Here is a 19,446-nt window from a genome sequence, read left to right on the forward strand (position 1 = left end):
GCGTCAGCTTTCCTTGACGACCATGTAGCCGAGCCCGCGCACGTTGCGGATCAGGTCCGAGCCGAGCTTCTTGCGCAGCGCGTGGATGTAGACCTCGACCGTGTTGCTGCCGATCTCCTCGCCCCAGCCGTACATCTTCTCCTCGAGCTGGCTCTTCGACAGCACCGCGCCGGGTCGAGCGAGCAACGCCTCGAGCAACGCGAACTCGCGCGCGGACAGCGCGACGGGCACGCCGTCGAGCGTCACCTGGTGCGAAGCGGGATCGAGCGTCAATGCGCCGTGGCGGATCAGCGATTCGCTGCGCCCGGCCTGGCGGCGGATCAGCGCACGCATCCGCGCGCCCAGTTCATCGAGGTCGAACGGCTTGACGAGGTAGTCGTCGGCGCCCGCGTCGAGCCCTTTCACGCGATCGGCCACGGCATCGCGCGCCGTGACGATCAGCACCGGCAGCGCCAGCCCGCGCGCGCGCAGCGTGCGCAGCACGTCGATGCCGTCGCGCTTCGGCAGGCCGAGATCGAGCAGCAGCAGGTCGTACGTCTCGCCGCCGAGCGCCGTCAGTGCGGCGTCGCCGTCCTGCACCCAGTCGACCGCAAAGCCATCCGAGCGCAGCGCCTTGCGCACGCCTTCGGCAATCATTCGATCATCTTCGACAAGCAGAATCCGCATCGGGACAGGCATCCATGGGGCGAGTCAAACACGCCGACCATTGTAGCGCCGCGAACCGTGCGCGCGGCACCGTGCAATGCAACAGAAAGGCGGATTGCAAGGGACCTGTCCGGACTTGTCTCTACAATGTGCGCTTTGGCGCCGCGCGCGCCCTGCCCGAACGTCGTGCTTCTCCCGTATTCGCTCATGCCGATTTCCGATCTTTCCACCCGGTTCGCCCCCCGCGCCCGCGTCTGCCTGAAGGCGGCCGCCATCGTCGCCACCTGCACCGCCCTCGCCTTCGCGCCGTCCGCGCAGGCCCGCAAGAAATCCCACAAGGAAGCGCGCAAAACCACGGTCGTGTCGCCCGCCGCGCGCGCGGCCGGCCTGCCCGCGTCCGTGCTCGTCGCGCTGCAGCGCGCGAAGGTGCCGGCGTCGGCGATGAGCGTTGTCGTCGAGCGCGTCGGCGATCCGGAACCGCTGATCGCGTGGAATGCGAGCCGGCCGATGATGCCGGCCTCGACGATGAAGCTCGTGACGACCTTCTCGGGCCTGTCGATCCTCGGCCCCGACTACCGCTGGCGCACGACCGCGTACACGGACGGCACGATCGACCCCGACGGCACGCTGCAGGGCAACCTGTATATCAAGGGCACCGGCGATCCGAAGCTCGTGCCCGAAGAGCTGATCGACCTCGTCGACAAGCTCCGCAAGGCCGGCGTCAAGCGCGTGGCCGGCGGCCTCGTGCTCGACAAGAGCTACTTCGCGACATCGACGCGCGATCTCCCTTCGTTCGACGACGACGCGAGCGCGCCGTACAACGTCGGCCCCGATCCGCTGCTGTACGCATTCAAGGCCGTGTCGTTCACCGTCACGCCGGGCGACGACGGCAAGGTGGCCGTCGACGTATTGCCGCCGCTCGCGGACCTGTCGATCGACAACCAGCTGGTCGAAGGCTCGGGCTCGTGCAGCGCGGCCGCGGCGGCTGCGCGCCCGACGCTGACCGCCGGCAGCGGGATCATGACCGCGTCGTTCGCCGGTGACTACCCGCTGCGCTGCGGCGCGCACACGACCAACCTCGCGATCCTCGATCACACGACGTTCTTCGCGCGCGGCTTCCTCGCGCTGTGGCAGCAGGACGGCGGCACGATCACGGGGCCGGTGAGCGAAGGCAAGGTGCCGACCACCGCGCGGCCCCTCGCCGTGCATCACAGCCCGGTGCTCGGCAGCATCGTCTACGACATCAACAAGTTCAGCAACAACGTGATGGCGCGCAACCTGTTCCTGACGATCGGCGCGGTCAGCGGCAAGCCGCCCGCGACGCCCGAGCAGTCGAGCCGCGTGATCCAGGCGTTCCTGCAGAAGAACGGCATCGCGATGCCCGATCTCGTGCTCGAGAACGGCTCGGGCCTGTCGCGCGAAGAGCACGTGAGCGCGCTGTCGCTCGCCGCGTTGCTGCAGGCCGCGAACGCGAGCCCCGTTGCGCAGGCGTTCGTCGATTCGCTGCCGATCGCGGGCATCGACGGCACGATGAAGAACCGCCTCACCAACGCCGGCGTGCTCGGCAACGCGCACATCAAGACCGGCACGCTGCGCGACGTGCGCGCGATCGCCGGCTACGTCGCCGGCACCGACGGCCAGAGCTACATCGTCGTGAGTTTCATCAACAACGATCACGCGGAAGCTGCACGCGCCGCACACGACACGCTGCTCGAGTGGATCTACGCGGGCGCGCACTGACGATTCGCGCGCCACGACACGATGCGGCGGCGCCGGCTGCCGGCTCTCGTCGACTTGCGCCGGCCACGGGCGACACCGCGCAGCGGGTCGCTCTGACCGGCCGCCGGGGCGGCCTCGCGGCGCCCCCGCCCATCGAATTCCGCCCTCCCCGGTTTGAAACGGCAGCCGCCACCGGCCCGTGGCATACCGCGCGCCAACCGTGCCCACAAAACGGGGCCACACCGCCCGGCCCCGTGCCGCGCGGCTTCCGTAGAAACCCTGTCCTCAGAGGGAACCCTCTACGCTCCCCCCTCGCCTAGCGCGTGGCGATTGCGTAGGCTGTTGGCCTGACTGATATCTACAACGGGCCACACGCCCGGCCTCACGGCTTGCAGGGGAAAGAAGGAGACACGCCCATGCGATTCGACGTCGAATTGCTTCTGCTCGCGCTGGCGCCCGTCTTCCTGCTCTGCATCGCGTGGGAGGCCTGGCACCTCGCCCGCACTCGCGCGCAGGACCCTGTCTATGCGTGGCGCGACACGCTGTGCAACGCGGCGCTCGCGCTGATGCACCAGGGCGCGGACAAGATCGCGTGGCTGTTCGTGATCCCCGTCTATGCGTACTGCTACCGGCACTATCGGCTGTACACGTGGCACGACGGCTGGCTGTCGTTCGCGGTGCTGTTCGTCGCGCAGGATTTCCTCTACTACGTGTTCCATCGCGCGAGCCATCGCGTGCGCTGGCTGTGGGCCGCGCACGTCGTGCACCACTCGTCCGAGCGGATGAATTTCTCGACCGCGTTCCGCCAGAGCCTGATGTACCCCGTCGCGGGGATGTGGGTGTTCTGGCTGCCGCTCGCGTTCGCCGGCTTTCCGCCGCAACAGGTCGTCGGCATCGTGCTGATCAACCTCGCGTTCCAGTTCTTCGTGCACACGCAGGCGATCGGCAAGCTCGGCTGGCTCGAATACGTGCTGAACACGCCGTCGATCCACCGCGCGCACCATGCACGCAATCCGCGCTACATCGACCGCAATTACGCAGGCGTCCTTGTGATCTGGGATCGCCTGTTCGGCAGCTATGTCGAGGAAACGCCCGACGATCCGCCGCAATACGGGATCGTCGAGCGGCTCGGCTCGAACAATCCGCTCGTCGCGACGTTCCACGAGTGGGTGTCGATGGCCGGCGACGCGTTGCGCGTCGACGGCTGGCGCAACAAGCTGCGCGCGATTTTCGGCCCGCCCGAATGGGCGAGCGCTTATCATGCGCAGATTGCCGAGGCCGCGAACCCCGATCCGCGCACCGTGCCGCTTGCGGCTGCGCGAGACCAATAAACCGTTTCAGCCAACGGCCGCCGCGCAGCCCGGAACCGAGCAGGCACGCGGCAGATGAGAAACACATCAGGCCATATCTACGAGGAGATCGAACGATGCAGACACGACAACACGCACCTACCCGCACCCGGCAACGCATGCTGCGCACCGCGCAAGTTGCAATCGCCGGCGCCGCACTCGCGCTGCTCGCCGCGTGCGGCGGTGGCGGTGACGACAACAACAACAGCGCGTCGAACACGCCGCCGTCGGGCGTGAAGATGCAGATCGTGTCGTTCGGCGACAGCCTGTCCGACGCGGGCACCTACTCGCAGATCAAGCTCGGCTTCGGGGGCGGCCGCTTCACGACGAACCCCGGCCAGGTGTGGACGCAGGACGTCGCGCAGTACTACGGCGACACGCTGCAGCCGGCCAACCAGGGCGGCTTCGGCGTTCCGCTGCAGGCCACCGGCGGCCTCGGCTACGCACAGGGCGGCGCGCGCGTGACGCAGCAGCCGGGCATCGGCCACGCGGACGCGAGCGTGCCGAACGCGGACTACGCACAGGCGACCACGATGCCGATCGCCGACCAGGTCAAGCAATACGTGTCGCAGCACGGCAGCTTCAACGCTGGCCAGATCGTGCTGCTCAACGGCGGTGCGAACGACATCTTCTATCAGGTCACGGCGCTGCAGGCGGGCGCGATCACGCCGACGCAACTGCAGCAGAACATCGGGGCGGCCGCGCAGCAGCTTGCCGGCATCGTCCAGCAGATCGTCGCCGCCGGCGCGACCCACGTGTTCGTGTCGAACGTGCCGGACATCGGCGGCACGCCGCTCGCGCTGCAAGCCGGCACGCAGACGACCCTCACGCAACTGTCGATGCTGTTCAACGGCACGCTCGCCGCGACGCTGCAGGCGCTCAAGGTCGATACGACCAAGTACGTGCTGATGGACACGTTCACGTGGCAGGACGGCATCCTCGCGAACTACCAGGCGAACGGCTTCACCGTATCGAACACCGATACCGGGTGCAACCTGAAGGCGATGGTCGCGGCCGCAACGCAATACGGCGTCGCGAACGCAACCGCATTCGGCTCGTCGCTGTTCTGCTCGCCGCAGACCTACACGGCCGCGAACGCGGACCAGACCTACATGTTCGCCGACACGGTCCACCCGACGACGCACCTGTACGCGCTGTTCGCGCAGTTCGTGCAGTCGAAGATCGCGGCGTCCGGCGTCGGCAAGTAAGCCGCCGGCCACGCGCCCAAACGAAAACGCCCGACCGGTTCGCCGGTCGGGCGTTTTTTCATGCGCGGGGCAACCGGCGCGGCGACGGTCGCGTCAGCCGCGCACCTTCGTCATTCGGTCGCTTCAAAAGCCGCGGCCGCGCGGCCGAGGCGATCGTTGACCGCGATCCATTCGACGGTCTCGGGCAGCTTCTCGACGAGAATCCGCGCGACCTGCGCGCGGTCGAGCGCACGCAGCATCCCGTACAGGTCGCGCGCATACGCCTGCGGATCTTCCGGTGCCGCGACGAAATGCACGCCGTCGGCCTGCGCCCAGCGTCCCGCGCGCGATGCGCGTGCGACGAGCGCGACGCGCTCGCCATCGGTCTGCGCGGCCGCAAGCAGCGGCTCGAGCGCGTCGAACGGCAGCAGCGCGAGCGGCGTGCGCGGCGCGTAATGCGCTTTCAGCGTGCCCGACGCACGCGGCGCGGTCGCGTCGCTGCCGTCCGGCAGCCGCGGCGCGCGACCGAGCACGTCGGCGATCTGCTGCGGCGTCACGTGGCCCGGACGCAGCAGCGCCGGGAAGCCACGCGACAGGTCGAGAATCGTCGACTCGATACCGACTTCCGATGCGCCGCCGTCGAGCACGTGCACGGTGTCGCCGAATTCGTCGCGCACGTGCTGCGCGGTGGTCGGGCTCACATGGCCGAACCGGTTCGCGGACGGCGCAGCCACGCCGCCATGCCCGCCGCGCCGCGCGCTGAACGCGGCCAGCAGCGCCTGCGCGACCGGATGCGACGGGCAGCGCAGCCCGACCGAATCCTGGCCGCCGCTCACGGCGTCCGGAATGCGCGCGTGGCGCTTCAGGATCAGCGTCAGCGGGCCCGGCCAGAACGCATCGATCAACGCCTGTGCGTCGGCCGGCAGATCGTCGGCCCAGTAGCCGGGATCGCCGCCCGGCGGCAGGTGCACGATCACCGGATGATTCGCGGGCCGCCCCTTCGCCGCGTAGATGCGCGCGACGGCCTCGGGATTCGCCGCGTCGCCGCCGAGCCCGTAGACGGTTTCGGTCGGAAAGGCGACGAGCTGGCCCGCGTCGAGCAGCGCGGCGGCCGCGTCGATCTGAGCGGCCGTCACGGAGTTCGGGAGATCGATGGACATCGGCTGGCGCCTCAGTCGAGCGGCACGCGCAGCAGCTGCGCGCACGCGGTGGCCGCGGCAACGGCTTCGTCGCGCGTCTCGGCCGTGAAGTTCACGTGGCCCATCTTGCGGCCGACCCGCGCGTCTTCCTTGCCGTACAGGTGCAGGTGCGCGGTCGGCATCGCGGCGACCGTGTCCCACGGCGGCGTGACGGCTTCCGCCGCTGCACCTACGCCGGTCGCACCGTTCGGGAACCACACGTCGCCGAGGATGTTCAGCATCGCGGCCGGCGAATGCTGGCGCGGGTTGCCGAGCGGCATGCGCGTCATCGCGCGTACCTGCTGCTCGAACTGGCTCGTTGCGCACGCATCGACCGTGTAGTGGCCGGAGTTGTGCGGACGCGGCGCCATCTCGTTCGCGACGAACGAACCGTCTTCCAGCACGAAGAATTCGACGCACAGCACGCCGACGTAACCGAGCGTATCGGCGATCCGCACGGCGGCCTGCTGCGCCTCTTCGACGCGCGCGGCATCGGCGGCCGGCGCGGGCACGACCGTCAGCGCGAGGATGCCGTTGTGGTGCGCGTTCTGCGCGAGCGGGAACGCGGCCGAGCGGCCGTCCGCCCCGCGCGCGATCAGCGCCGACACTTCGTATTTCAGCGGCAGGCGCTTTTCGAGCACGCACGGCACGCCGTTCAGCGCCGCATGCGCGTCGCGCGCTTCCTGCGCGGTGCTCACCCGCACCTGGCCCTTGCCGTCGTAGCCGAGGCGCGCCGTCTTCAGGATGCCCGGCAGCACCGCGTCGAGCGCGGCATCGTCGAGCGCGGCGAGTGCCGCCGACGATTCGATCACGACGTGCGGCGCGACGGGCACGCCCGACGCTTCGATGAAGCGCTTCTCCGCGATCCGGTCCTGCGCGACCGCGACGCAGCGGCCGGCCGGCGCGACGAACGTCGTGCGCGCGAGGAAATCGAGGCTCGCGGCCGGCACGTTCTCGAACTCCGTCGAAACAGCCTCGCACAGGTCGGCCAGTTCGGCGAGTGCGGCTTCGTCGTCGTAGGCCGCGCGCAGGTGGCGGTCGGCGACCGCGCCGGCAGGGCTCGTCGGATCGGGATCGAGCACGGCGACGCGATAGCCCATCGACTGGGCGGCAAAGCAGAACATGCGGCCGAGCTGGCCACCGCCGACCATGCCAAGCCACGCGCCGGGCAGGATCGGGGAAACGGAATCAGGAGTTGCGGTCATGTCAGTGGTCGGTCGCGGCGGGCGCTGCCCGCCGCAGTGGGGAGGGTCAGGCAGCCGCGACACGCGGCCGCCGGTGCGCCGTCATTCCAGCGGCGGCAGCACCATCGCGTGCGCGGCTTCGTTCTGGCGCACGCGGAACGCGGCGAGCCGGTTCGCATAGTCGACCGAGTTGCCGGACAGGATCGACACCGCGAACAGTGCGGCGTTCGCCGCGCCGGCCTCGCCGATCGCGAACGTCGCGACGGGCACGCCCTTCGGCATCTGCACGATCGAGTGCAGCGAATCGACACCCTTCAGGTACTTGCTCGCGACCGGCACGCCGAGCACCGGCACCGTGGTCTTCGCGGCCAGCATGCCGGGCAGGTGCGCGGCGCCGCCGGCGCCCGCGATGATCGCGCGCAGCCCGCGCTCGCGCGCCTTCTCCGCATAGTCGAACATCTCGTCGGGCATCCGGTGTGCGGATACGACCTTCGCTTCGTACGGCACGCCGAATTCCTGCAGGATGGCGACCGCGTGCTTCATCACGTCCCAGTCGGAACTCGAACCCATCAGCACGCCGACGAGCGGCGCGCTGTGCATGTGGGCAGTCTGAACTTCGCTCATGTGTTCCGCTCCCCGATCAGGCCAGCGACTGGCCCGTGATGCGCTCGAGCGCTTCCTGGTATTTCGCGGCCGTCTTCTCGACGACGTCGGCCGGCAGCGCCGGTGCCGGTGCCGTCTTGCCCCACGGCTGCGCCTCGAGCCAGTCGCGCACGAACTGCTTGTCGAACGACGGCGGGTTCGTGCCGACTTCGTACTGGTCGGCCGGCCAGAAGCGCGACGAATCGGCCGTCAGCGCTTCGTCCATCAGGTACAGCTTGCCGTGGTTGTCGAGGCCGAATTCGAACTTCGTGTCGGCGATGATGATGCCGCGCGTCGCCGCGTAGTCGGCCGCTTCCTTGTACAGCTTGATCGAGATGTCGCGGATCGTCGCAGCCAGCTCGGTGCCGATGCGGCGCTCGGTTTCCTCGAACGTGATGTTCTCGTCGTGCTCGCCCATCTCGGCCTTCGCGGCCGGCGTGAAGATCGGCTCGGGCAGCTTCTGCGCGTTCTGCAGGCCTTCCGGCAGCTGCACGCCGCACACGGCGCCCGACGCCTGGTATTCCTTCCAGCCGCTGCCGGCCAGGTAGCCGCGCACGACCGCTTCGATCATGATCGGCTCGAGGCGCTTGACGACCACGCCGCGGCCCTTCACCTGCTCGACTTCGTCGGCCGCGACGACGGCTTCCGGCGCGTCGCCCGTCAGGTGGTTCGGCACGATGTGCGCGAGCTTGTCGAACCAGAAGTTCGCCATCTGGTTGAGCACGCGGCCCTTGTTCGGAATCGGCTCGCCCATCACCACGTCGAATGCCGACAGGCGATCGGTCGTGACGATCAGGAGCTTGTCGTTGCCGACCGCGTAGTTATCGCGGACCTTGCCGCGACCGAGGAGCGGCAGCGAGCGGAGCGTGGATTCGTAGAGGGTAGACATCGTCTTTTCGCAGATAAGGAGCCAAACAAAAAGGGAAACGCCGTTCCCCGCGGCAGGCGGGAACGGCGGTCTTGCAATACGTCGGCGAACCGGCCGGGCGACAGCGCCCGGGCGGTTGCCGGCCGGCCCTCGTTCGGCCGGACGGAACGGCTGCGGGGCCGGATCAGATCCGGCTGGACAGCCTTGCCTTTGCCTTTCGGCGCGGCAATCGTACTACAGTCTTAGCGCACGACCTGTGCGAGCGCGCCGGACTTGTACTGCTCGGCGATCTTGTCGAGCGACACCGGCTTGATCTTGCCGGCCTGGCCTTCGCAGCCGAACGCGAGGTAGCGGTCGACGCAGACCTGCTTCGCCGCTTCGCGCGCGGGCTTCAGGTAGTCGCGCGGATCGAACTTGCCCGGGTTCTCGAACAGGTAGCGGCGGATCGCACCGGTGATCGCCAGACGCAGGTCGGTGTCGATGTTGATCTTGCGCACGCCGTGCTTGATGCCTTCCTGTATTTCCTCGACCGGCACGCCGTAGGTTTCCTTCATGTCGCCGCCGAATTCGCGGATCTCGGCCAGCAGTTCCTGCGGCACCGACGACGAACCGTGCATCACGAGGTGGGTGTTCGGGATGCGCGCGTGGATTTCCTTGATGCGCTGGATCGACAGGATGTCGCCCGTCGGCTTCTTCGAGAACTTGTACGCGCCGTGCGACGTGCCGATCGCGATCGCGAGTGCATCGCACTGCGTGAGCTTCACGAAGTCGGCAGCCTGCTCCGGATCGGTCAGCAGCTGCTCGCGGGTCATCGTGCCTTCCGCGCCGTGGCCGTCTTCCTTGTCGCCCTTCATCGTCTCGAGCGAGCCGAGCACGCCGAGTTCGGCTTCGACCGTCACGCCGATCGAGTGCGCCATCTCGACGACCTTGCGCGACACGTCGACGTTGTACTCGTACGACGCGACCGTCTTGCCGTCGGCTTCGAGCGAACCGTCCATCATCACGCTGGTGAAGCCGCTGCGGATCGCGGCCATGCAGACTGCCGGCGACTGGCCGTGATCCTGGTGCATCACGACCGGGATGTGCGGGTACGACTCGACCGCTGCTTCGATCAGGTGGCGCAGGAACGGCTCGCCCGCATACTTACGCGCGCCGGCCGATGCCTGCATGATCACGGGTGCGCCGACCTGGTCCGCCGCCGCCATGATTGCCTGGACCTGCTCCAGGTTGTTCACGTTGAAGGCCGGCAGGCCGTAACCGTGCTCTGCCGCGTGGTCCAGCAATTGACGCATTGATACGAGAGGCATTGTGGAACTCCTTGGAATGAAAACCGGTGCGCCCTGACGCCGGCGCGGCGCTCGCTCCCGGTCGAACCCGGGGTGGCGCGGCGCGGCTGAGCGTCGAATAGCCGCATTTTATCGCGAAGCGCCTCCGATTCCGACCGCCCGGTGGCGCCGACTCGCAATTTGTTACGTTCGCACGGCACAATGCGGGCAAAAAAGAGAAAAAAAGCCGCGCGGGGCATGCGACCCCGCGCGGCTTTCGTCGAAAATCGGTGCCCGATCGCGCCGGGCCGCCGGTTTCGGGCCGGGCAACTGCCCGGCCGGTACTCAATAGTGCTCGCCGACCCGCACGATCTTCAGCGTGTTGGTGCCGCCCGCCTGCCCCATCGGCTCGCCGACGGTCAGCACGACCATGTCGCCGTGCTGCACGTAGCCCTGCTTGACGACGATCTCGAGCGCCGCCTGCAGTGCCGAATCGCGGTCGCTGTTGAAGTCGACGTGCAGCGGCGTCACGTTGCGGTACAGCGCCATCGTGCGCTCGCTGCCGACGCGCGGCGTCAGCGCGAAGATCGGCACGTGCGTGTAGTGACGCGACATCCACAGCGCGGTCGCGCCCGATTCGGTCAGCGCGATGATCGCCTTCGCACCCAGGTGGTACGCGGTGAACAGCGCGCCCATCGCGATCGACTGGTCGATCCGCGTGAACGTGCGGTCGAGGAAATCCTTGTCCAGCTCGACGTGCTCCGACTTTTCCGCCTCGACGCACACGGCCGCCATCGTCTCGATCGTGACGACCGGGTACTTGCCGGCGGCCGTCTCGGCCGACAGCATCACCGCGTCGGTGCCGTCGAGCACCGCGTTCGCGACGTCCGACACTTCCGCACGCGTCGGCACCGGCGCGTGGATCATCGATTCCATCATCTGCGTCGCGGTAATCACGAGCTTGTTCGACTCGCGCGCCATCCGGATCATCCGCTTCTGCAGCGCCGGCACGGCCGCGTTGCCCACTTCCACCGCGAGGTCGCCACGCGCGACCATGATGCCGTCGGACGCGTCGAGAATGCTTTGCAGCGCCGGAATCGCTTCCGCGCGCTCGATCTTCGCGATCATCTTCGGCTTGATGCCGTAGGGCGCGCCCGCGATGTTCGCGAGCTGGCGCGCCATTTCCATGTCGGTCGCGTTCTTCGGGAACGATACCGCCACCAGGTCCGCGCCGAGCGACATCGCGGTGCGGATGTCTTCCATGTCCTTCGCGGTCAGCGCAGGCGCCGACAGGCCGCCGCCCTGGCGGTTGATGCCCTTGTTGTTCGACAGCTCGCCGCCCACCTTGACGATCGTGTGGATCTCGTCGCCGAGCACGCGCTCGACGGTCAGCACGATCAGGCCGTCGTTCAGCAGCAGCAGGTCGCCCGTGCGCAGGTCGCGCGGCAGTTCCTTGTAATCGAGCCCGACGCGCTCGTCGTTGCCCATCTCGCAGCTCGCGTCGAGGATGAAGGACTGGCCCGGCTCGAGCGTCGTCTTGCCGTTCTCGAACTTGCCGACGCGGATCTTCGGGCCCTGGAGATCGGCCATGATCGCGATCTCGCGGCCGACCTTGCGGGCGGCCTCGCGCACCATCTCGGCGCGCTGGCGGTGATCGTCGGCCGTGCCGTGCGAAAAATTGAGCCGCACGACGTCGAGGCCCGCCTGCATCATCTGCAGCAGAATCTCCGGCGAACTGGAAGCCGGGCCGATCGTGGCGACTATCTTGGTGGCGCGCTGCATGAAACTCCTCATCTGGATCAAGGTGGATGCGCTGGGTGAAACGCTGCGAGAGCCGGAAGCGGCAGGCCCAGCGGCGGCCGTTCCGGGGGGCGTGCCGGTGCTTGCGCCCGGCATCGCTTTGTTCTGAATCTCGTGGTGCTGCTCGGCCGCGTCGCCGGCGGCCGCCGGTGCGCGCGGGGCGGTGTTCGCCCGCGCGGGCGCGCGTTTGCGCTTGCCCGCGCCGGCCGTCGGCTCCGCTTTCGCGGAGCGCGCGGCCTTCGTCACCCCTGCGCGCGCCGCCACGCTCAGGCCGCCCGCGTTTCCAGCACTTCCACTGCCGGCAGCTTCTTCCCCTCGAGGAACTCGAGGAAGGCGCCGCCGCCCGTCGAGATGTAGCTGACCTGGTCATGGATGCCGTACTTCGCGATGGCCGCGAGCGTGTCGCCGCCGCCCGCGATCGAGAACGCGGACGATTTGGCGATCGCTTCCGCGAGCGTCTTGGTGCCGTTGCCGAACTGGTCGAACTCGAACACGCCGACCGGACCGTTCCACACGATCGTGCCGGCCTTCTCGAGCTGGCTTGCGAGCGCCTTGGCCGTATCGGGGCCGATGTCGAGGATCATGTCGTCCGCTTCGATGTCGGCGACCTGCTTCACCGTGGCCACGGCCGTCGGCGAGAATTCCTTGGCCGTCACGACGTCGGTCGGGATCGGCACCGACGCGCCGCGCTCGCGCGCTTCGTCGATGATCGCCTTCGCCTCGTTGACGAGGTCGGCTTCCGCGAGCGACTTGCCGATCGACAGGCCGGCCGCGAGCATGAACGTGTTCGCGATGCCGCCGCCGACGATCAGCTGGTCGACCTTCCCGGCCAGCGATTTCAGGATCGTGAGCTTGGTCGACACCTTCGAACCGGCGACGATCGCCACCAGCGGGCGGGCCGGGGCGCCGAGCGCCTTGCCCAGCGCGTCGAGTTCGGCGGCCAGCAGCGGGCCCGCGCACGCGACCGGCGCGTACTTCGCGATCCCGTGGGTGGTCGCTTCCGCGCGGTGCGCGGTGCCGAACGCGTCGTTCACGTACACGTCGCAGAGCTTCGCCATCTTTTGCGCGAGCTCGTCCGAATTCTTCTTCTCGCCCTTGTTCACGCGGCAGTTCTCGAGCAGCACGACCTGGCCCGGTGCGACGTTCACACCGTTCTCGACCCAGTTCGAGACGAGCGGCACGTCACGGCCGAGCAGCTCGGCGAGGCGCTTCGCGACCGGCGCGAGCGAATCTTCCGGCTTGAATTCGCCTTCGGTCGGGCGACCGAGGTGCGACGTGACCATCACGGCCGCGCCGGCGTCGAGCGCGGCCTGGATGGCCGGCACGGACGCACGCACGCGCGTGTCTTCGGTGATGTTGCCCTGGTCGTCCTGCGGGACGTTCAGGTCGGCGCGGATGAATACCCGCTTGCCGGCGAGCTGGCCGGCGGCGATCAGGTCGGTAAGACGCTTGACTTGGCTCATGTTGAACAAATTGAAGTGGTGGATGGGGAAAGGGGGTTCACGCTGGACGTGCGCGGGCTGCCGCGAAAGGGCGCCGGATGCGGCCGTGGCTGGCGGTTCGCATGACGCGCACGGGTAAAAAATCTCGAACGGGCATTCTAGCCGATCCACCCGGCAGACTGACCCGTGCGGCGGCGAATTCCGCCTATTTGAGATCGTCGGCGGGAACAGACGCATTGCTGCAATGCAGCAATGCGCCCGCACGAGCGGCCGGTGCCCGGCAGGCCTGAACGGCAGCCCATCAGAAGATCAGGCGCAGTACGGTGAACACGAGCATCCCGACGACGATCGTGCCGAGCATGCTGCGCCGCCACAAGAACCAGCCGAGGCCGGCGAGCGCCGCGTAGAACGGATGGTTGGACAGCGCGAACGACAGGCCGGCCGGCGTTTCGAGCACGTCGGGCAGCACGACGGCGACCAGTGCCGCCGCCGGCGCGTAGCGCATCGCGCGCTGTGCGCGTTCGGGCAGCACGGTGCGTTCGCCGCCGATCAGGAACAGCGCGCGCGTGACCGCCGTGACGATCGTCATCCCGATGATGACGATCCAGATGTCCGTCGCGCTCATTCGATTTCCTTTTCGTGCACGGTTTCGGTGCGGATGCGCCGCCAGTCGGCCCGCTCGACGAAGAAATCGGCCGTGCAGCCGGCCGCGAGCGCGGCGAGCACCGCGAGCGGCAGCGCGAGCCGGTACGGCAGGTCGAACGCGATGAGCGACACGACGCCGGCGACCGCGACGGCCGCGAGCGTCGAGCGGTTCGCGACCGCCGACACCATGATCGGGATCAGCGCGAGCGTGCCGGCCAGTTCCAGCCCCCAGCTCGCGGGAAAGAAGCTCGCGAGCAGGATGCCGGCGAGCGACGACACCTGCCACGACAGCCAGCTCGCGAGCGCCATCCCCCAGAAATACGCCTCCTTGCCCGGCACGTGGCCGTACGCGAAGCCCTGTTTCTGGAACAGCAGGTAGATCACGTCGCCGTTGAAATAGCCGATCGCGAGGCGCCGCCACAGCGGCAGGTAGGAAAAATGGGGAGCAAGCCCGGCGCTGAAGATCACGAAGCGCGTGTTGACCATCGCGGCCGTGAGCAGGATGGTCCAGATCGGCAGCTTCGCCGCGAGGAGCGGCAGCACCGCGAGCTGCGACGAGCCCGCATAGACCAGCAGCGACATCGCGCTCGCCTGCCCGAGTGTCATCACCGACTTGCTCATCGCGATGCCGGTGACGAGCCCCCACGAGAAAATCGCCATCAGCGTCGGGGAATAGTCGCGCGCGCCCTGGATCAGCGCGAAGCGGTCGGTGGCGGACAATCGAGCGAGCATGGGAAGCGGGCCGCAGCGGGCGGTTCGTCGGGGCGCCGGCGCCTCCTGCCGGTACGACCCGTCGTTATTGGAATCGGTACCGGGCGATTATAGCGCCGGCCCCGCACCGACCGACCGGATCGCCTTCAAATGACGCTAAAATAAGCGTCTTTCCGGCTCAACGCTGCATACAACCGCATCCCAGGAGAAATCTATGTCAATGGCCGACCGCGACGGCAAGATCTGGATGGACGGCAAGCTGATCGACTGGCGCGATGCCAAGATCCACGTCCTGACCCACACGCTGCACTACGGCATGGGCGTCTTCGAGGGCGTGCGCGCGTACAAGTCGGCCGACGGCAGCACCGCGATCTTCCGCCTGTACGAGCACACGAAACGTCTGCTGAATTCGGCGAAGATCTTCCAGATGGACGTGCCGTTCGACCGGGAAACGCTCGAAGCCGCGCAGCTCGAAGTCGTGCGCGAGAACAAGCTCGAGTCGTGCTACCTGCGCCCGATCATCTGGGTCGGCTCGGAAAAGCTCGGCGTGGCCGCGAAGGGCAACACGATCCACGTCGCGATCGCCGCATGGCCGTGGGGCGCGTACCTCGGCGAGGAAGGCCTCGCGAAGGGCATCCGCGTGAAGACGTCGTCGTTCACGCGCCACCACGTGAACGTGTCGATGGTGCGCGCGAAGGCGTCGGGCTGGTACGTGAACTCGATCCTGGCGAACCAGGAAGCGACGGCCGACGGCTACGACGAAGCGCTGCTGCTCGACGTCGACGGCTACGTGTCGGAAGGCTCCGGCGAGAACTTCTTCCTGGTGAACAACGGCAAGCTGTACACGCCCGACCTGTCGTCGTGCCTCGACGGCATCACGCGCGATACCGTCATCACGCTCGCGAAGGACGCCGGCATCGAAGTGATCGAGAAACGCATCACGCGCGACGAGGTCTACACGGCCGACGAAGCGTTCTTCACCGGCACGGCCGCTGAAGTCACGCCGATCCGCGAGCTCGACAACCGCACGATCGGCAGCGGCGCGCGCGGCCCCGTCACGGAAAAGCTCCAGTCGGCGTTTTTCGATATCGTGTCGGGCAAGAACGCGAAGTACGCGCACTGGCTGACGAAGGTCTGAGCGCGCTGCGCCACATACCGCCCCACAAAAGAGTGATAAGAGAAAGTCTCATGAGTGAAATCAAGGAAATGCCGCTGGTCGAGCTGACGGCCAAGGATCTTCCCGCGTACTGCCCGAACCCGGCCATGGCGCGCTGGAGCGCCCACCCGCGCGTCTTCATCGACGTCTCGCACGGCGAAGCGCGCTGCCCGTACTGCGGCACGCGCTACAAGCTGCGCGACGGCGAGGTCGTCAAGGGCCACTGAGCCCCGGCGGCCGGGCCGGCAGGCTCATGCAGGCCCGCCGGCCCCCAAGGCGGCGCAGCCGGATTGCCGGCGCGCCGCCCTTCTCCATTCTGGCAACCCGAACGCGGCGCCTGAGCGCCGTGCTTCATTACGACATCGGAAGTCGACCTGATGCGTCGAGCGCTGGTTATCGCACCGAACTGGATCGGTGACGCATTGATGGCGCAGCCGCTTTTTGCGCTGCTGAAGAAAAACCATCCCCGCATCGCGATCGATGCCGTCGCGCCCTCGTGGGTCGCGCCCGTGCTCGAGCGGATGCCCGAGATCCACGATGTCTACGCGACCGATCTCGCGCACGGCAAGCTGCAGCTGCTGCGCCGCTGGCAGCTCGCGAGCGACCTGCGCGACGTCGGCTACGACGCGGCGTACGTGCTGCCGAATTCGCTGAAATCCGCGGTGATCCCGTGGCTCGCGAACATCCCGCTGCGGGTCGGCTATACGGGCGAGCACCGCTACGGGCTGCTGAACGTGCGGCACGCGAACCCCGACAAGTCGGGCGAGCGGCCGCCGATGACGACGCACTACGCGGCGCTCGCGTACGCGCCGGGCGCGAAGCTGCCCGAGTCGATGAAGACGCTGCCCGCGCCGCGCCTCGACGCCGACCTGAACGAGACGGCGCGCGTGTCCGCACGTTTCAATCTCGATACACGCAAGCCGCTCGTCGTGTTCTGCCCCGGCGCCGAATACGGCCCGGCCAAGCGCTGGCCGCCCGAGCACTTCGCATCGCTCGCCACCATCGTCCACCAGTCGTTCCCGTACACGCAGATCGTCGCGCTCGGCTCGCAGAAGGATGCCGCCGCGGCACAGGCGATCGCCGACCACGCGCCGAACGTGCGCAACCTGTGCGGGCAGACGTCGCTGTCCGAGGCGTGCGCGTTGATCGCACGCGCGAACGCGGTGGTCACCAACGACTCGGGGCTGATGCACGTTGCCGCCGCGCTACGCCGGCCACTCGTCGCGCTGTACGGATCGACCGATCCGCGCCACACCCCTCCGCTGTCGGACCTGGCGAAGGTACAATGGCTTCATCTCGAATGCAGTCCCTGCTTCGAACGCGAGTGCCCGCTCGGCCACCTGAAGTGCCTGCGCGAACTCGGTCCCGAGCAGGTATTCGGCGATTTGCGCGGCATGCTCGTCGGGCAGCGCTGACCCTGGCCGGCAGCGTCGCACGGCGCGCCGGGCAATCCGATTCACCGGTGTACGGCGGCTCCATCCGGGCCGCCGTGCTGAATACGGCGCGCGACGCGCGCGAGAGATAACCCCGATGCCACGTTTTGCCCGCCTCTTCGAAGCCGCCGCCGATACGTTGAATGCCTACTACCAGGCCGTCGCCGATGCCAATCTCGACGCGCTGCTGGGATTGTGGATCGACGAGGATTTCGCCAGCTGCGTATGGGCGGACGGCGAGCATCTGCACGGCCTCGACCAGATCCGCAGCGGGCTCGCCAACCGGCTCGCCACGCGCCCCGTGACGATCGAGCCGCTCGACATCCGCGTGTACGACAGCCTCGGCACGGTCGTCTATACGATCGCCGAAGCGCATCAGCAGGCCGACCTGACGGCCGAACCCGATATGGTTTTCGCCACGTACGTGATGATTCACGAACGCGGCGAGTGGCGCATCGCGCATATCCACGCGAGCCCGATTCCCGAACAAGCGGCCGGACAATTCGCCGCGAAGATCCGTCACGGGCAGGGTCCGCTGCACTGACGAAAAGACGAAGCAACGCATACGCGGGGCGATCATGAGTACGGCTTCTCCGCCCACCTCGCCGCTGACCGGGGCTCCGGCCCCCGACGACGACCTTCTGCGCTATCGCGCACCACGCTGGCTGCCCAACAGCCATGCGCAAACCATCGTGCCTGCGCTGTTCGCGCGGCGTCCCGTCGTCGCTTACCGACGAGAGCGATGGGAAACCCCCGACCACGACTTCATCGATCTCGACTGGGTCGCGCATCTCGACAGCGCGGCGCCGGCGCCCGATGCGCCGCTGTTCGTGCTGTTCCACGGCCTCGAAGGCAGCTCCGGCTCGCACTACGCACTCGCGATGATGGCCGCCGCGCGCGCGAAAGGCTGGCACGCCGTCGTGCCGCACTTTCGCAGTTGCAGCGGCGAGATCAACCGCCAGCCGCGCTTCTACCATCTCGCCGACAGCGCCGAAGTCGACTGGATCCTGCGCCGGCTCGCCGCGCAGCATCGCGGGCCGCTGGTCGCGGCCGGCGTGTCGCTCGGCGGCAACGTGCTGCTGCGCTGGCTCGGCGAGCATCGCAGCGACACGTCGATCCTGCGGGCGGCCGCCGCGATCTCGACGCCGCTCGACGTACACGCCGGCGGGCGGGCGCTGTCGCAAGGCTTTGCGATGGTCTACACACGCAGCTTCCTGAAGACGCTCAAGCGCAAGGCAATCGCGAAGCTCGACCAGTACCCGGGGCTGTTCGACCGCGAAGCAATGCTGCAGGCCGTGACGATGCGCGACTTCGACGAGGTCGTCACCGCGCCGCTGCACGGTTTCGCGAACGCGGACGACTACTGGACCAAGGCGACGACACGGCCGCTGCTGCCCGCGATCGACGTGCCGACGCTGATCCTCAACGCCCGCAACGACCCGTTCCTGCCCGAGTCCGCGCTGCCGGGCCCGGCCGACGTCTCGCCGGCCGTCGAGCTCGACCAGCCCGCGGCAGGCGGCCATGCGGGTTTCATGACCGGGCCGTTCCCCGGGCGCCTCGACTGGTTGTCGGCGCGGGTGTTCGGCTACTGCTCCAAATTCGTCGACCATGGATGACATCGTCAGGCAGGCCCTCGCCAAGTGGCCGAACGTGCCGCACTGTACCGGCTGGCTGTTGCTCGACCGGCGCGGCGAATGGCGGCTGCGTGACGACGCGGCCCAGGCGGCCGGCGAGCTCGGCTCGCCGGTCCGGCATGCGGCGCTGAACGCGTTCATCGCCCGCAATTACGAATGCGATGCGCAGGGCCAGTGGTTCTTCCAGAACGGGCCGCAACGCGTGTACGTCGAGCTGGCTTATACGCCGTGGGTCGTCCGGCTCGCCGAGCGCGACGGGCAGCTCACGCTCACCGACCAGACCGGCACGCCGTTCGAACCGGACGAAGCCTGGCTCGACGATGCGGGTGGCGTGCTGTTTCGCGCGGCCGGCACGCGGCCACGCATCGCGGCGCTGCACGATCACGATCTCGGGCTGTTCGCCGATCACGCGGATTTCGATGCCGCGCCGCCCGTGCTGCGCTGGCGCGACGGCCGCACGCTGCCGCTCGACAGCATCGTCTGCGCCGATGTGCCCACGCGATTCGGCTACGTTGCAAGCCCGGCGCAACAGGCTCGCGACGCGGCCGACGGCAGCGCCTGACCCGCGGCGGCCCTGTCCGCGCTTGC

20 protein-coding genes are annotated in these 19,446 nt (G+C 68.2%); 10 read left to right on the plus strand and 10 right to left on the minus strand.

Annotation, left to right across the window (positions count from 1 at the left end; genetic code table 11):
- Positions 1-3: 3 nt before the first annotated feature.
- Positions 4-666: a response regulator gene (locus tag BDI24065_RS18430; RefSeq protein WP_039360640.1), complete on the minus strand. Its 663-nt coding sequence runs from the start codon at positions 664-666 to the stop codon at positions 4-6.
- A 186-nt stretch (positions 667-852) separates the two neighbouring features.
- Here BDI24065_RS18430 and dacB point away from each other — a divergent pair, with 186 nt between their 5' ends.
- The 3 genes from dacB to BDI24065_RS18445 all read left to right on the plus strand — a co-directional run bounded on the left by dacB (position 853) and on the right by BDI24065_RS18445 (position 4,921).
- Entirely contained in the window at positions 853-2,385 is a 1,533-nt protein-coding gene (gene dacB / locus BDI24065_RS18435) for a D-alanyl-D-alanine carboxypeptidase/D-alanyl-D-alanine endopeptidase (RefSeq protein ID WP_175032496.1), read from the plus strand.
- Positions 2,386-2,780: 395 nt separating this feature from the next.
- Positions 2,781-3,695 carry a sterol desaturase family protein gene (locus BDI24065_RS18440; RefSeq protein ID WP_175032497.1) on the plus strand — a complete coding sequence of 305 codons (915 nt, stop codon included), beginning with the start codon at positions 2,781-2,783 and terminating at the stop codon, positions 3,693-3,695.
- A gap of 95 nt (positions 3,696-3,790) precedes the next feature.
- Positions 3,791-4,921, plus strand: coding sequence for an SGNH/GDSL hydrolase family protein (locus BDI24065_RS18445; RefSeq protein WP_122946173.1), 1,131 nt, complete (start codon positions 3,791-3,793; stop codon positions 4,919-4,921).
- Positions 4,922-5,031: 110 nt separating this feature from the next.
- On the opposite strand, the gene BDI24065_RS18450 is transcribed toward BDI24065_RS18445, so the two are convergent.
- The 6 genes from BDI24065_RS18450 to pyk form a co-directional block, all read right to left on the minus strand.
- On the minus strand, positions 5,032-6,060 hold the full coding sequence (locus tag BDI24065_RS18450; RefSeq protein WP_175032498.1) for an L-threonylcarbamoyladenylate synthase: 1,029 nt from the start codon (positions 6,058-6,060) through the stop codon (positions 5,032-5,034).
- An 11-nt stretch (positions 6,061-6,071) separates the two neighbouring features.
- Positions 6,072-7,283 (minus strand): 5-(carboxyamino)imidazole ribonucleotide synthase, encoded by a 1,212-nt coding sequence (locus BDI24065_RS18455; RefSeq protein WP_175032499.1) that lies wholly within the window; start codon positions 7,281-7,283, stop codon positions 6,072-6,074.
- Between the two features lie 81 nt (positions 7,284-7,364).
- A complete protein-coding gene (gene purE, locus BDI24065_RS18460; protein ID WP_175032500.1) occupies positions 7,365-7,886 on the minus strand; it encodes a 5-(carboxyamino)imidazole ribonucleotide mutase in 522 nt (173 codons plus the stop codon).
- 16 nt (positions 7,887-7,902) lie between these two features.
- Positions 7,903-8,793 carry a phosphoribosylaminoimidazolesuccinocarboxamide synthase gene (locus BDI24065_RS18465; protein WP_175032501.1) on the minus strand — a complete coding sequence of 297 codons (891 nt, stop codon included), beginning with the start codon at positions 8,791-8,793 and terminating at the stop codon, positions 7,903-7,905.
- A 221-nt stretch (positions 8,794-9,014) separates the two neighbouring features.
- Positions 9,015-10,079 (minus strand): class II fructose-bisphosphate aldolase, encoded by a 1,065-nt coding sequence (fba, locus tag BDI24065_RS18470; RefSeq protein WP_011353066.1) that lies wholly within the window; start codon positions 10,077-10,079, stop codon positions 9,015-9,017.
- Between the two features lie 303 nt (positions 10,080-10,382).
- Positions 10,383-11,819, minus strand: coding sequence for a pyruvate kinase (gene pyk / locus BDI24065_RS18475; protein WP_175032502.1), 1,437 nt, complete (start codon positions 11,817-11,819; stop codon positions 10,383-10,385).
- Between pyk and BDI24065_RS41385 the strand changes: the two genes are divergently transcribed.
- Positions 11,818-11,946 (plus strand): hypothetical protein, encoded by a 129-nt coding sequence (locus BDI24065_RS41385; RefSeq protein WP_021164118.1) that lies wholly within the window; start codon positions 11,818-11,820, stop codon positions 11,944-11,946. The genes pyk and BDI24065_RS41385 overlap by 2 nt on opposite strands.
- Before the next feature lie 157 nt (positions 11,947-12,103).
- Here BDI24065_RS41385 and BDI24065_RS18480 read toward each other — a convergent pair whose 3' ends face one another.
- The 3 genes from BDI24065_RS18480 to BDI24065_RS18490 all read right to left on the minus strand — a co-directional run bounded on the left by BDI24065_RS18480 (position 12,104) and on the right by BDI24065_RS18490 (position 14,656).
- Positions 12,104-13,300 carry a phosphoglycerate kinase gene (locus BDI24065_RS18480; protein WP_174955509.1) on the minus strand — a complete coding sequence of 399 codons (1,197 nt, stop codon included), beginning with the start codon at positions 13,298-13,300 and terminating at the stop codon, positions 12,104-12,106.
- 280 nt (positions 13,301-13,580) lie between these two features.
- Complete coding sequence (locus tag BDI24065_RS18485) at positions 13,581-13,904, minus strand: AzlD domain-containing protein (RefSeq protein ID WP_043190239.1); 324 nt, start codon at positions 13,902-13,904, stop codon at positions 13,581-13,583.
- Entirely contained in the window at positions 13,901-14,656 is a 756-nt protein-coding gene (locus BDI24065_RS18490; RefSeq protein ID WP_011353070.1) for an AzlC family ABC transporter permease, read from the minus strand. The genes BDI24065_RS18485 and BDI24065_RS18490 overlap by 4 nt, the downstream gene beginning before the upstream one ends.
- A 193-nt stretch (positions 14,657-14,849) precedes the next feature.
- Between BDI24065_RS18490 and BDI24065_RS18495 the strand changes: the two genes are divergently transcribed.
- The 6 genes from BDI24065_RS18495 to BDI24065_RS18520 all read left to right on the plus strand — a co-directional run bounded on the left by BDI24065_RS18495 (position 14,850) and on the right by BDI24065_RS18520 (position 19,420).
- Positions 14,850-15,773: a branched-chain amino acid transaminase gene (locus BDI24065_RS18495; protein WP_011353071.1), complete on the plus strand. Its 924-nt coding sequence runs from the start codon at positions 14,850-14,852 to the stop codon at positions 15,771-15,773.
- Between the two features lie 50 nt (positions 15,774-15,823).
- Positions 15,824-16,018 carry a zinc-finger domain-containing protein gene (locus BDI24065_RS18500; RefSeq protein WP_006749970.1) on the plus strand — a complete coding sequence of 65 codons (195 nt, stop codon included), beginning with the start codon at positions 15,824-15,826 and terminating at the stop codon, positions 16,016-16,018.
- Positions 16,019-16,168: 150 nt separating this feature from the next.
- Complete coding sequence (waaF, locus tag BDI24065_RS18505) at positions 16,169-17,206, plus strand: lipopolysaccharide heptosyltransferase II (protein WP_041492938.1); 1,038 nt, start codon at positions 16,169-16,171, stop codon at positions 17,204-17,206.
- Positions 17,207-17,321: 115 nt separating this feature from the next.
- On the plus strand, positions 17,322-17,768 hold the full coding sequence (locus BDI24065_RS18510) for a nuclear transport factor 2 family protein (RefSeq protein ID WP_006749968.1): 447 nt from the start codon (positions 17,322-17,324) through the stop codon (positions 17,766-17,768).
- Between the two features lie 34 nt (positions 17,769-17,802).
- Positions 17,803-18,840 carry a hydrolase gene (locus tag BDI24065_RS18515; protein WP_175032503.1) on the plus strand — a complete coding sequence of 346 codons (1,038 nt, stop codon included), beginning with the start codon at positions 17,803-17,805 and terminating at the stop codon, positions 18,838-18,840.
- On the plus strand, positions 18,833-19,420 hold the full coding sequence (locus tag BDI24065_RS18520; RefSeq protein WP_175032504.1) for a DUF2946 family protein: 588 nt from the start codon (positions 18,833-18,835) through the stop codon (positions 19,418-19,420). The genes BDI24065_RS18515 and BDI24065_RS18520 overlap by 8 nt, the downstream gene beginning before the upstream one ends.
- Positions 19,421-19,446 lie beyond the last annotated feature (26 nt).

This window comes from Burkholderia lata (genome assembly GCF_902499025.1).
Lineage (GTDB): Bacteria > Pseudomonadota > Gammaproteobacteria > Burkholderiales > Burkholderiaceae > Burkholderia > Burkholderia lata_C.